Raw genomic sequence first — 12,880 nt, 5'->3', positions numbered from 1 at the left:
TACAATAGGACAGGCAAACATTTACATTATAATATTATGGTAAAGCTTGCCCCGCCTAACTTAGATTTACCCGCTTGAATGGTACCATTATGCCTTTCTACGATCGCACGGGAAATCGCCAAGCCAAGACCAGTTTCACCGCCGTCTCCTTTTACAAAACGCTGGAACATATTCGGCAGTAATTCATCTGGAATTCCTGGACCATCATCTGAAATCGTGATTTCGACGCTTCTGCTATCACTTGGCTGTACAGATAGATGAACTTGACTATTGGCGTGGCGGATGGCATTAGACGTTATATTCATCATTGCCCGAAGCAGCTTCTCTTTATCCCCATTAATTATAATGTCAGAAGGTTTATTATAAGTTAAGTTAATATTTTTGTCGCTTACAAGAGGCAGTGCCCGGTCAATTGTTTGATTGATAAGCTCTTTAATCTCTACTCGTTCCTCTTTATAAATTCCTTCTTCACTGTCTAGCTTGGCCAGCAAGATCATCTCGTTTATGAGCTGTTTTAATCGATTGATTTCTGATACAACAACCTCTAAGCCGTGCTCCTGATCTTTACCGGTGAAGACGCCGTCTTTAATCCCCTCGGCATAGCCTTGAATCGTCATGAGCGGTGTTTTTAATTCGTGGCTGGCATTTTGGAAAAATTGACGCTGGGACGTAATGTAGCGATTCAATTCCTTCGCCATCTCAATTGCGCTTTGTTCTACTTCTTTAATTTCACCGCTCGCTTTAACCGATTTAATCTGATCAAATTCACGACGCTGAATCTTTTTCAGCTGATATTTCAATTCAGTTAAAGGCCGCACTAAGCGCTGTGTTAAGTACGTACTGATTAAAATTGCTATCATGACACCGATTAAGAAAACAAGCAGAATGCGCTGAAAGAAACTTTGCTGTACTTCTTCCAACTCTCTGATAGGACGAAGAATAACCATATGCTGTTCGGGTCCTATTCTAATTGATTTGACAACAAAACTATTTTGGTTATCCTTCCAAATGGTGTTTTCACGTGTAGGAGCCGTATCATGGCTTTCTGCAAGCCTCTCCGCATCCGACTTTACTAAGTTGGTATAAGTTACTTCCTCTGCTTTTTCGTCATAAAGAAACATACTAAGATCCAAATTATTAAGCATGGAATCGAGTGTAGGGGCAGGGATTTCGTCTATGCCGCTAATTGCCGTAAGTAAAATCTGTCCGCTCTCCTCTAACTGTCTCGTCTCATTGGTCACGAGTAAACTTTTCAATTGTGAATACAATGTTATTGCCGTGAATCCCATCACAATAATAAGCAAGGTTGTGAAAGCTAGATTTAGCTGCGTTTTCAGTCTCATTCTTCATCCATCCTGAACCGGTAGCCAAAGCCCCACACCGTTTCAATCGGAATACCCTCCATCTTTTTGCGAAGCCGTTTTACCAAGTCATCAACGGCACGATCGCTGCCGAAATAATCTTCTCCCCATACTTGCGTGAGCAGCTCATCGCGTGAGAAAGCACGGTTAGGATTTTGAACAAGGATTACAATCATCTCAAATTCTTTTGCAGTTACTTCCACTTCTTCTTCATGCCAGTAAACACGGCGTTCCCCTAAATGAAGCTGCAAATCGCCCGCTTCTAAATCCATCTGTTTCACAGCTGCCTGCACGTCAGGCTGTGTTTGCGGATTCCATCTTTTAAAGAGTCGCTTCACACGCGCAACTAATTCGCGCGGGCTGAAAGGTTTGGTCAGATAATCATCGCCGCCCAGTTCCAAACCGAGGATTCTGTCGATCTCTTCATCTTTTGCTGAGATGATAATGATTGGCACCTCGCTTGTTTGGCGTATTTTATTACATAGCGCATATCCGTCCATTCCTGGCAGCATAATGTCCATGATCCACATATCTGGATTTTCCTTTTCTGCCAGCTCCAAAGCCAGTTCAGCTGTCTCGGCTACACTGACTCGGTAGCCCTCCTTTTTTAAGTACGCTTCTACTATATTTCGTATATTAGGATCGTCTTCAACAACAATAATATGATTTAACAAGTGCTCGTACTCCTTTCTTCTCTATCGCTATTTTCCCATAAATCCTTGAAAAGAAAAGCCTTTCTCTTCGATTTATCTATTCCACATATTTTACATAATTGCTCCAAATAAATCCCAAAGCCTGGCAGTAGAATAGGAAGTATAGAAATCGCAAACAACACGAAAGAGGTGTCTTATATGAATAGAGATAACGACCAGCAATACAATGATTATCCAGAAGAGCCGCAGCATGATTCTCATTACGAACAGGAGCCTTCTAATTCGAATGAAGCCTACAGAAGATCGGAACAAAAAGAAGAAACACAAACTTACGGACATGCTATTCAGATAGATGAGCCGGTAAAACAGCCGCAGCAGCCAAAACAGAAAAGCAAAAGTTGGACAAGTTTTATCAGCGGTATTGCTGGTGGTATTTTAGTACTTGCGATTGTTGCTGTCCTTGTATTCACTAATGTTATTTCGTTTAATTCTGACGCAGCAAGCCCTTCGACAATGGGGACAGACAATATATCAACTACAACATCCAGTAACAAAACATTAGCAGCAGAGACGAGTACAAAGAATCTAACTTCTGCCATCCAAAGTGCTTCTGCAGCAGTAGTCGGCGTAGAGAACTTACAACAAGCAGATTTATTCTCTGAATCACAGGAAGCAGGTTCTGGTTCAGGTGTTATTTACAAAAAAGAAGATGGAAAAGCATACGTTGTAACGAACAACCACGTTGTAGAAGGTGCTTCCAGCTTGGAAGTGACATTAGCTAACGGAGAAACAGAGAAAGCTACATTGCTTGGCACAGATGAAATTAGTGATTTAGCTGTACTGGAAATTGACGGAACAAACGTTGATGCAGTGGCCGCATTTGGTACTTCAGATGATTTAACTGTTGGTCAGCAAGCGATCGCAATTGGAAACCCGTTAGGATCTCAATTCGCCGGTTCTGTGACACAAGGTATCATCAGCGGTCTGGATCGTTCTGTTGCAGTTGATTCCAATAATGACGGCACAGAAGATTGGGTTTCCGAAGTACTGCAGACAGATGCAGCAATCAACCCTGGTAACAGCGGCGGAGCATTAATTAATGCCAATGGTGAGGTAATTGGTATTAACTCGATGAAGATTGCGCAGGAAGAAGTAGAAGGTATTGGATTCGCCATTCCAATTGATGCAGCGAAGCCACTTATTAATCAGCTTGAAACATCCGGTAAAGTGGAGCGTCCTTATATCGGTATTGGTGCTATCAGCTTGGATCAAGTACCGCAGGCTAGCAAGCAGCGAACATTGAACTTACCAGACGATGTAACAGCTGGTGTCGTGCTTGCACAAGTAGTAGAAGGTTCAGCAGCTGCCGAGGCAGGACTTGAGCAATATGATGTTATTACGAAAATTGACGACCAAGATATTACTAGCATGGTTGATTTACGTTCCTATCTTTACTCTGATAAAAAAATCGGTGATGAAGTGAATGTGACGTATTATCGAGATGGCAGCAAAGAATCAGCGAAACTTACACTAACAAAAGAACAAGCAACAGAAGTCACTAATTCTGCCGAGCAACAACAACAGTAAGCACAGCTTATTGATCAAATAAATGGCGGCCGCATCCTAACACAAAGTTAAAAACATGATATCCCCAACATGTCATATTAGCGTCCAAAGGCTCTGCCCCGCCTTTCCCAGAAAAGCGATCATCTGCAACATGGATGATTGCTTTTTTAATTTGATAGTTCGAATGAAAATAACCATTCTTAGCGGATATCGTATTTGTATTTCATTATAACAACCACCATATGGATGTTATTGCATTGCTAGCTGCACACACATTTCTTCTTGTCAGAAAGTATTTTAGCTGCTATTTATGTCTAATCTGTCACAGACCATGCTCCCGCCCAATATATTATAAATAGACATTACATAAAGGAGCATGATCAATGACGAACGTACTAATTGGTACTACTGTAAAGCAAGACCCTGACATATTGTCTGCCTACTTAGACTCTCTCCGTGACCTTCAAACAAAGAACATGTCAATCTCTTTTTGTTTTGTAGACGATAACGATAACCCTGAATCAAGTTCGCTGCTCGCTAATTTTGCAAAAGAAAGACCGACTGTCATCTTTCTATCCGAAGGAACAGACGCCTATTTGAAAGATGAACATACGCATTATTGGACAGAATCGCTAATCTGGAAAGTAGCTGCATGGAAAAATCGAATTATCTCTTTTGCATTAGAGCAGCACTATGATTATGTATTTTTCGTTGACTCCGACCTTATCTTGCACCCTGTCACTTTGAATCAGCTGCTTGCTAGTGAAAAAGATATTATCTCGTGCGTCTTTTGGACACAATGGCAGCCAGGAACACAAGCGCTGCCGCAAGTCTGGCTGAAAGATGAATATGATCAATTCGCTCATGCTCGCGGGGAATCACTGTCGGGTGAAGAACAGGCAGAAAGACACCAAACTTTCCTCAGTCAAATGCAAGAACCCGGGGTATATGAAGTGGGCGGCTTAGGGGCATGTACATTAATCAGCCGAAATGCTTTAGAAAAAGGTGTCCATTTCGGCGAAATCCCCAATCTTTCATTCTGGGGAGAAGATCGGCATTTTTGTATTCGCGCTGCCGCACTAGGCTTCTCTCTCTTTGTTGATACGCATTATCCTGCATTTCACCTGTATCGAAAAACAGATTTAGCAAAGCTTCCTGCTTATAAATGGGAACAAAACTGGCCAGGTTCTGCACCACGCATCTCGAAAGCAAGCAGCAATACACTAACTTTATCTATGATTGTTAAAAATGAAGCAGGACGCTATCTGGAACGTGTTTTACACAGTTGTTTACCTGCTGTTGACCAGGCAGTTATCATTGATGATTACAGTACAGATAACACAAGAGCGATTTGCCAAACGCTTTGCGCTGCCTATAATGTTCCGCTTAAATTGATTGAGAATACTGCTTCCAACTTTTCGAATGAAATCGGGCTTCGCAAACAACAATGGCAAGAGACAATTGCTGAAGATCCTGACTGGATTCTAAATTTGGATGCAGATGAGGTGCTGGAGAATGCCTTTTCAACAGAAAAAGACCGGCTTCTAAACCAAGCCGATCTGGACCTTTATTCATTTCGTTTATACGATTTCTGGGATGAATTTCATTACCGAGAGGATACGCATTGGCAGGCTCACCATTTTTACCGCCCTTTCCTGCTCCGCTATCAGCCAGCCTTTCCATATGAATGGCTGGAAACACCCGTTCATTGCGGCCGATTTCCAGTAAACATTTTCAAACTGCCCAATGGTATTAGTGATTTGCGGGTAAAGCATTTTGGCTGGGCGAACGAGAATGATCGAAAGCGAAAGTATGAACGCTATAAGCAGCAAGATCCACAAGCTGTGTATGGACAGGAAGCACAATATGAGAGCATTTTAGATGCTAATCCCACTTTAATTAAATGGACGGAGGTTTCTTCTTTCGAAAGATAGCACGAAAACAATAAAGTCGTCCCCATTGATCATCAAACAGGGCATTTGCCGGCAGTTCGGTCTGAACGTCGCCAGCGTATTCCAAGCCGGCAAGTTCAGCTAATGTTTCCATAACTTTTAAATCAACTGTTGGATAATCGAACGTTACTATAACGAGACCTCCCGGCTTTAAGGTACGGCTGAACTGCTCCCAAGCACGCTTTTGTACACTTACGTCCAAATGTTCTATTACCGAAATACAGAATATCTTATCAAAGAGGGCATCTTCGTAAGGCAGCGCAGTGAGATCAGCTGCAGTACGGTGAATTCTTTGCAGCAGTCCTGCTGGTAATCGTGCCGCTTCTTCTTTCCCGAAATCCTTGCTTATATCTTCCAGGATGGCCTGATCATCCACAATTCTTGTATCTATATCGCATGCATAGACTGCCTGTGCGGCGGTCGCCAAGTGAAATTTAAATGGATGACTTATTCCCGAGGCAGCATCCAGTACAGTATCCCCTGCCTCTGCAAACGAAGCTGCCCATTTATATTCATAACCGCGACTCCACCAAGCATCCGGTAATTTCAGCACAAAATCGCGCGCTGCACGATCCTCACGTGTGAAAAATCTCGAAGTCCATGCTTCTGTCAACATGCTTCAACCCCTTTAAATTTAGAATACAGTCATTTAGTACAACGTATTCCACTGGATAAGCATGTATGCCCGCTTTCTACTAGACAGCAAAAGCCGGGCAAATTCCGCCCGGCTATGCTTATTCATCATATAAAATTGATTTCACATCTGCATCTTCCAAATAGTCTTCATATTTTTCATGATCTTCGTTAACACCATCATATTTTCCATGCATATCAGCGATTAGGAAATTTTCTATATCTTCCGCTCCGCCTACTTCTTCACCGGAATTCAATGCCATATACTCATAGTCCTTCTCGGAGTTAACAAAATCAGAGGGGGTTTCTGACGAGCCGTATGCTTGCAATTCTTGGAGCGTATCTTCTCCATCATAAAAATTATGCTCTGAGTCTTCTTCATCATCTTTTCCTTCTAAATCTTCCAGACGCGGATGAATGACCGCTTCTTCTGCCGGCCGGTCATGTAATGTCATTTGCTGCGGCTTGAACGCTACAAGCGTTTCCGCTGTTGGCATGGCAAGCAATCGTTCATCAGGAATCGGCTTCCCTGACTTTTGACAAATGCCGTAGGTGCCCTTCTTCATTCTGTCCAGCGCTGCTTCAATATCGTGCTGTTCTTGCTCCAAGTGGTCATTTAACGCAATGTCTTTCTCTCTTTCGAATAATTCCGTTGCTGTATCGCCTGGATGATTATCATAATTGCTCAGTTCACCTACTGCATCCTTGTTATACGACATTTCAACACCAAAATGGTCCTTCAATGTTTGTTTTAATTCTTGCAGCCGATTTTCCAGCATCTCCTTACAAGCATGTAGTGTCTCTGGTCTGACCATGTTTTTCCCTCCAGTATCTTTCTTAACTGTGTGTTAGTATGTGACAGAAAACACTTCTCTATTAACTATGCGCTTCTTATAATCAAGAAAATGGAGGGATGATGGATGCCGAAGCGAAGACTGTACTTACTTGGAGGAAATACCTCTCAAAGAGAAGCCAATGCCCATTTTAGCAGGGCAGCCGGCGGAAGAAATGCCCAAATTGCACTGCTGCTCGTCTACCGAGAAGGCTGGGAAGATTTTCTGCAGCACTATACAAAACACTGGCTGGATCAAGGGGTGCTCGAGCGCAATATCTCGGTTATTATGCCAAATGAGAAAAGCACATTAGACGCTCATGCAGCAGCACAGCAACTAGCAGCTGCTACTGGCATTTTTATCGGTGGCGGTCATTCTGAAACATACTATGCACAGTATACAAAACAGCCGTTCAAGCAGCTTATAAAAGACAACTATGCAGCTGGCGTTCCTATCGCCGGCAATAGTGCAGGAGCACTTCTGATGCCGGACACAGTCCTTCTCTCACCTCATGATACGGATAATCAACAAGCATGGAGCGGACCGGGACTCGGCTTGCTGCATAACCAGCTAATCAGCGTTCATTTCTCTCAGTGGCAAGATGAATACCATCTTACAGCTGGCTTAGAGCGACATCAAGTGCCTTACGGATACGGCATTGATGAAGATGCCTGCCTTTATTTCGAAAACGAACAGCCCACTGCGGTATTTGGTACAGAACAAGTAAAACGCATAGAAAAAGGGACCCTATAGTGTAGGGCCCCTCTGTATTAGTTAGATGTAGAACGCAAGTAATAAGACGTTTTAATACCAGAATCCCAAACTGCGATATGCAAATCAAGCAGTTCTTTTGCTTTAATGGAGTTCGGTACGTACATGTTGAACGAAATAGCTTGATCAATATGCTTTTGGCGTGCTGCATTTTGCTTTACGCTCCACTGCTGATCAATTTCATATGCAGATTTGTAATAACGATCTGTTTCTGCATTCAAGTCCGGAGCCGTTACCGGAATTTTATAATCCTTCTTTTCTTCAGAGTAGAATTTGCTGAAGATCGGGTCAGTCGTTGCTGTACTTCCTGCAATTAAAGCAGTAGAAGAGTTCGGTGCGACTGCCATCAAATAAGCGTTACGCATTCCGTTTGCTTTCACTTGTTCTTGCAGACCTTTCCAGTCAAGTTCAGACTCGCCTGTTGTATAGCCTTTATTATCAAAGTAGCTGCCATCTGCCCAGTCAGAGCCTTCAAAGATTGGGTAAGCACCTTTCTCTTTGGCAATCTGCATGCTGGACTGAATCGTCAAGTAAGCGATCTTCTCATACAATTCATCAGCATAAGCTACTGCTTCGTCACTTTCCCAATCAATATGTTTCAAAGCAAGCAAGTGATGCCACCCGAAAGTTCCAAGACCGATGGCACGGTACTTCTGGTTTGTAATTTGCGCTTGCAGGACAGGAATTGTGTTCAAATCAATAACATTATCCAGCATACGAACCTGGATTGGAACTAAGCGCTCCAAGACATCCTCTGTAACAGCTTTCGCCAAAGAGATGGAAGAAAGGTTACACACAACAAAATCACCAGGTTCTTTTGTGATAATAATTTTGCCGTCTTGTGTCGTCTGTTCTGTCATTAACGTAGGGCTTTGGTTTTGCATAATTTCTGTGCAAAGGTTGCTGGAATAGATCATACCTGCATGTTTATTTGCATTCTGACGGTTTACTTCATCACGATAAAACATGAAAGGACCGCCTGTTTCAAGCTGACTGCGAAGAATACGTTTCATCACATTGATAGCCGGGATTTCTTCTTTATGCAAATCCGGATTTTCAACACATGCCCAGTATTTTTCGCGGAAAGATCCTTCTCCTCTTGTTTCATCGTAGAAGTCTTCCAAAGAGAAGCCCATCACACGGCGAACTTCATGCGGATCGAATAGATACCAGTTTCCGCGTCCTTGTACTTGTTCCATGAAGATATCCGGCAGGCAGACACCTGTGAATAAGTCATGTGTACGCTGGCGCTCATCCCCATTATTCAATTTCGCATCGAGGAATGGGAAGATATCTTTATGCCAAATATCAAGGTACGTAGCAATCGCACCTTTACGCTGACCTAATTGATCGACGCTTACGGCTGTATTATTCAGCTGTTTCATCCATGGAAGCACACCAGAAGAGGCACCTTCAAAACCTTTGATGGCACTGCCGCGGCTGCGGATTTTGCCAAGATACACACCAATACCACCACCATTTTTAGACAAGTTGGCAATATCTGTGTTGCTGTCGAAAATACCTTGCAAGCTGTCATCCACTGTGTCGATGAAGCAGCTGGAAAGCTGTCCGTAGCTCTTTCCAGAGTTAGACAAAGTCGGCGTAGCCACTGTCATATAAAGATTGCTCAACGCCCAATATGCCTCTGTTACAAGCTCTTTACGTTTCTCTTCTGGTTCCTTACTCATAATTGTCATGGCAATAATCATGAAACGTTCCTGCGGAAGCTCATACGTACCGCCTTTATGATCTGTTGCCAAGTAACGATCCGCAAGCGTACGCAGACCAATATATGTGAACAACCCGTCTTTCTTGTAATCGATCAAGCTATGGAAGTAATTGATATCATTTTCACTGTAAGTGTCGAGAAGGGATGTGCTATAGATACCAATCTCAGTCAATTGCTGGATTAAGCTGTAGAAAGATCCGTACTTTTCTTCGAATTTGTAACCACGATTAGTAGCAGCTTCGAAATAAAGCTGTTCCAAATACAGACTCGCTGCGATATATGTCCATTGCGTTTCTTCTTCATCAAGCTGCGCCAACCCTTCCAGAATTAACTGATTCAGCCATTCCTTATCGGATGACCAGGATTTTTGCTGCGATAACCGCTCACCATATTGAATCAGGTGTTTTGCATCAGATGCCGCAAAGCGTGATTCGAGCACGGCTGCTACATGCTCTTTCCAATTGACTGTTTGTGTCGTATCTAACATGTTGAAACTTCCTCCTCTAAAAATACAGGTGTATTAGTAAGTACTTTCTTACCCCTAAACGCACAAAGTGAGCAACTACCAGGAAACTGTCTGCTCTGTCTGTACTACTAGATACAGTAGTAACATGAATCAGAAACGACAAATAAAAAGTGTTAAAAAACACTGTCTATCAAGCGAATGAAGCGATTTCTTCACCCTCTTGTCGATACCCGGCTTGCTCGCCTTCGAAACTATATATAGTATTGCATTATGTTTTCACTAACAAGATGTTGTACAAATGACTTTACCATACAATCTTGCCTCTTTCAATCTCTACTTTATCTGCAAGACTTATTTCACAATCTATCTTGCAAAGAAAACTGCCGTCTTTCGAGGTTTTTTGCAGGCGAAAAATTGTTTGTGATTTTCAGCCAAAAAACCTCCGCACAACTCGACAATCAAACTGCTTAGCGGTACGATAGACATGCATTCGACAGGAGGGAATATGATGAAAAATATGAAACGCGTAGGTTTTATAGGGATTGGCGTTATGGGTAAAAGTATGAGCCGTAATTTGATGCAAGCTGGATTTGAACTGGACGTCTATGCAAGAACAAAAGCAAAAGCACAGGATCTAGTAGACACGGGCGCTGTCTGGCATGATACACCAGCTAGCCTGGCACAATCGGCTGATGTCGTAATTACGATGGTCGGCTATCCTAGCGATGTGCAGGAAGTCTACTTTGGTGAAAATGGGATCCTCCAGCACGCTAAACCTGGAACATATGTCATAGATATGACCACTTCCAAACCAGCGTTAGCCGAAGAGATTTATGCAGAAGCAAAGAAAAACGGTATTTTCGCATTAGATGCACCAGTCTCCGGCGGTGATGTTGGTGCCAGAAACGGAAAGCTTGCCATCATGGTCGGTGGTGACGAAGAAGCATTCCAAACTGTATTGCCTGTATTGGAAACGATGGGTGAGAACATTATCCTGCAAGGACCTGCTGGTTTCGGGCAGCATACAAAACTAATTAACCAAGTGACCATCGCCAGTAATATGGTTGGTGTTTGCGAGGCAATTGCGTATGCAGAGCACGCAGGAATGGATCCGTCTAAAGTGCTTCAATCTATTACAACAGGAGCTGCTGGAAGTTTCAGCTTAAGCAACCTGGCTCCTCGAATGATTAAAGGTGACTATGATCCTGGGTTCTATGTGAAACATTTTATCAAGGACATGAAACTGGCGCTCGAAGCTGCAAAAGAAATGCACATGATGACACCAGGACTAGAACTAAGCCTCTCCCTATACGAACGATTGGAAGCAAATGGTGATGCAGATCTTGGGACACAAGCATTGATTAAATTATTTACGAAGAAAGCATTAAATTGAGGCCGAGTATCGTCGGCCTCTTTATACGAGGATAAACAACAGTATTGGCAGCGTAACGAGACTTAAAATGGTGCTGACCATAGTTGTACTTGATACATAAGAAGGCTTGGCGCCAAATTCAAGTGCGTATATAGTCGTGTTAGCTGCTGTAGGCATTGCAGCTACCAAGATCATAATCTGCTTTACCATATCGTCAACTGGCAAAATAAAAGTAAACAAGTAAGCAACAACAGGGGATATGAGCAGTTTAAGTACAAGTGCATACGAAAGACGTTCATATTCCAAGGCTTTTAATGAGATAGTCGCCAGCTGCATACCGAGAACAATCATGACGGTAGGTATTGCCGCATCAGCTACGAGCTGTACAGCTTGGGAAATCGGTCCGCTTAGCGGCATCCTCAAGAGCTGGAATAGAATTCCGAGCAACGCTCCATAAATAATTGGTATCTTCAAAACAGATATCAAGGTTGCGCGCAGAGAACGATTTGCCCCTCCGCCTTTGGCAGCGATAAAGACCCCAATCGTTGCCATCACAAGCTGCTGCAAAACAAGCAGAATAACTGCATAATGGAACCCGGCTGCACCAAATACGAATAACACGAGCGGCGCACCGTAGTTACCATTATTCATAAATGATGCACCCAGCATTAAGCTATACGTGTCTTGACGGTCATATCTTCGCACCCAGCTGATGATGTAACAGATCAGCAGCAGTGCAAGACAAAGTCCGACAACGAAGATGGCTAGATACATATAATCTTTGCTTAGCCGGTTTTCATAAAATGTCTGGAAAGCTAAAACCGGGGACAGCAAATAAACGGACATCTTCGAAATACTGCGGATATCAAACTTCAATAACTTCTGACCAATAAAGCCGATTAAAAAAATGCCAAAAATAGGCAATAACGTCAATATGTACCCCACAATGGATCATCCTATCAAAAATTTATGATTGCAAAAATTCGATCTTCCCATCTCCAATACGAGCAATACGAGCTAAGGATTCTACTTCTATACCTATTTCCTCCAACCGAGCTCTCCCTTTTTGGAAACTTTTTTCGATAACAATTCCAATACCAGCAGCTGATGCACCAGCTTGTTTTATAATATTTATCAACCCCGCGGCCGCTTCTCCGTTGGCTAGAAAATCATCAACAATTAAGACATGATCATCCGGAGATAGTCGGTCTTTTGAGATTGTCACATCTGAATATACCTTCTTTGTAAAGGAATAGACAGATTCACAATAGACGTCACCTTTCATTGTAAGGGACTTCTGCTTTTTGGCATACACGACAGGAACACCAAAAGCAAGACCTGCCATAAGAGCCGGAGCAATTCCGCCTGCTTCAATTGTGACAATTTTTGTCACAGGCTGGTGCTGGAACTTCTGATAAAACTCTTTACCGATTTCATATAGAAGGGCTGTATCCATTTCGTGGTTTAAAAAGCTGTCGACTTTTACAATAGAGTCTCCAATAATGGTACCTCTTTCGCGAATTGCTTGATGAAGTAATTCCACG

11 protein-coding genes are annotated in these 12,880 nt (G+C 42.8%); 4 read left to right on the top strand and 7 right to left on the bottom strand.

Features of this window, described 5'->3' with window-relative positions:
• Window positions 1-26 precede the first annotated feature (26 nt).
• Both KS242_RS02855 and KS242_RS02850 read right to left on the bottom strand, forming a co-directional pair.
• Window positions 27-1,343: a sensor histidine kinase gene (locus tag KS242_RS02855; protein WP_217322939.1), complete on the bottom strand. Its 1,317-nt coding sequence runs from the start codon at window positions 1,341-1,343 to the stop codon at window positions 27-29.
• Window positions 1,340-2,035: a response regulator transcription factor gene (locus tag KS242_RS02850; RefSeq protein WP_217322938.1), complete on the bottom strand. Its 696-nt coding sequence runs from the start codon at window positions 2,033-2,035 to the stop codon at window positions 1,340-1,342. The genes KS242_RS02855 and KS242_RS02850 overlap by 4 nt, the downstream gene beginning before the upstream one ends.
• A 177-nt stretch (window positions 2,036-2,212) precedes the next feature.
• Between KS242_RS02850 and KS242_RS02845 the strand changes: the two genes are divergently transcribed.
• Both KS242_RS02845 and KS242_RS02840 read left to right on the top strand, forming a co-directional pair.
• The gene (locus tag KS242_RS02845) at window positions 2,213-3,601 is read left to right on the top strand and encodes a S1C family serine protease (RefSeq protein ID WP_217322937.1); all 1,389 of its coding nucleotides are present in this window, start codon (window positions 2,213-2,215) and stop codon (window positions 3,599-3,601) included.
• 362 nt (window positions 3,602-3,963) lie between these two features.
• Window positions 3,964-5,514, top strand: a complete 1,551-nt coding sequence (locus KS242_RS02840; RefSeq protein ID WP_217322936.1) for a glycosyltransferase family 2 protein — start codon at window positions 3,964-3,966, stop codon at window positions 5,512-5,514.
• Here KS242_RS02840 and KS242_RS02835 read toward each other — a convergent pair.
• Together KS242_RS02835 and KS242_RS02830 are read right to left on the bottom strand one after the other, a co-directional pair.
• On the bottom strand, window positions 5,480-6,148 hold the full coding sequence (locus KS242_RS02835) for a class I SAM-dependent methyltransferase (protein WP_217322935.1): 669 nt from the start codon (window positions 6,146-6,148) through the stop codon (window positions 5,480-5,482). The two genes, KS242_RS02840 and KS242_RS02835, sit on opposite strands and share 35 nt — an antisense overlap.
• Before the next feature lie 118 nt (window positions 6,149-6,266).
• Entirely contained in the window at window positions 6,267-6,980 is a 714-nt protein-coding gene (locus KS242_RS02830) for a TraR/DksA C4-type zinc finger protein (protein ID WP_217322934.1), read from the bottom strand.
• A 105-nt stretch (window positions 6,981-7,085) separates the two neighbouring features.
• Here KS242_RS02830 and KS242_RS02825 point away from each other — a divergent pair, with 105 nt between their 5' ends.
• Complete coding sequence (locus KS242_RS02825; RefSeq protein ID WP_217322933.1) at window positions 7,086-7,751, top strand: Type 1 glutamine amidotransferase-like domain-containing protein; 666 nt, start codon at window positions 7,086-7,088, stop codon at window positions 7,749-7,751.
• A gap of 17 nt (window positions 7,752-7,768) precedes the next feature.
• Here the strand turns inward: KS242_RS02825 and KS242_RS02820 are convergent, their stop codons facing one another.
• On the bottom strand, window positions 7,769-9,985 hold the full coding sequence (locus KS242_RS02820) for a ribonucleoside-diphosphate reductase subunit alpha (protein WP_217322932.1): 2,217 nt from the start codon (window positions 9,983-9,985) through the stop codon (window positions 7,769-7,771).
• A 484-nt stretch (window positions 9,986-10,469) separates the two neighbouring features.
• Between KS242_RS02820 and KS242_RS02815 the strand changes: the two genes are divergently transcribed.
• Complete coding sequence (locus KS242_RS02815) at window positions 10,470-11,357, top strand: NAD(P)-dependent oxidoreductase (protein WP_371747586.1); 888 nt, start codon at window positions 10,470-10,472, stop codon at window positions 11,355-11,357.
• A 21-nt stretch (window positions 11,358-11,378) separates the two neighbouring features.
• On the opposite strand, the gene KS242_RS02810 is transcribed toward KS242_RS02815, so the two are convergent.
• The gene (locus KS242_RS02810; RefSeq protein ID WP_217322931.1) at window positions 11,379-12,281 is read right to left on the bottom strand and encodes an AEC family transporter; all 903 of its coding nucleotides are present in this window, start codon (window positions 12,279-12,281) and stop codon (window positions 11,379-11,381) included.
• A gap of 22 nt (window positions 12,282-12,303) precedes the next feature.
• Window positions 12,304-12,879 carry a xanthine phosphoribosyltransferase gene (locus KS242_RS02805; RefSeq protein ID WP_217322930.1) on the bottom strand — a complete coding sequence of 192 codons (576 nt, stop codon included), beginning with the start codon at window positions 12,877-12,879 and terminating at the stop codon, window positions 12,304-12,306.
• Window position 12,880 lies beyond the last annotated feature (1 nt).

This window comes from Terribacillus sp. DMT04, assembly GCF_019056395.1.
Classification (GTDB): Bacteria; Bacillota; Bacilli; order Bacillales; family Amphibacillaceae; genus Terribacillus; species Terribacillus aidingensis_A.
Note: the sequence above shows the minus strand (reverse complement) of the source record. Positions and strands in the feature narration are given on the sequence as shown.

Bases quoted from the DNA above. Each gene is read 5' to 3' on its own strand.
- KS242_RS02815 (WP_371747586.1), top strand. From the start codon at position 10,470: ATGATGAAAAATATGAAACGCGTAGGTTTTATAGGGATTGGCGTTATG.
- KS242_RS02835 (WP_217322935.1), bottom strand. From the start codon at position 6,148: ATGTTGACAGAAGCATGGACTTCGAGATTTTTCACACGTGAGGATCGT.
- KS242_RS02845 (WP_217322937.1), top strand. From the start codon at position 2,213: ATGAATAGAGATAACGACCAGCAATACAATGATTATCCAGAAGAGCCG.
- KS242_RS02820 (WP_217322932.1), bottom strand. From the start codon at position 9,985: ATGTTAGATACGACACAAACAGTCAATTGGAAAGAGCATGTAGCAGCC.
- KS242_RS02830 (WP_217322934.1), bottom strand. From the start codon at position 6,980: ATGGTCAGACCAGAGACACTACATGCTTGTAAGGAGATGCTGGAAAAT.
- KS242_RS02840 (WP_217322936.1), top strand. From the start codon at position 3,964: ATGACGAACGTACTAATTGGTACTACTGTAAAGCAAGACCCTGACATA.
- KS242_RS02825 (WP_217322933.1), top strand. From the start codon at position 7,086: ATGCCGAAGCGAAGACTGTACTTACTTGGAGGAAATACCTCTCAAAGA.
- KS242_RS02855 (WP_217322939.1), bottom strand. From the start codon at position 1,343: ATGAGACTGAAAACGCAGCTAAATCTAGCTTTCACAACCTTGCTTATT.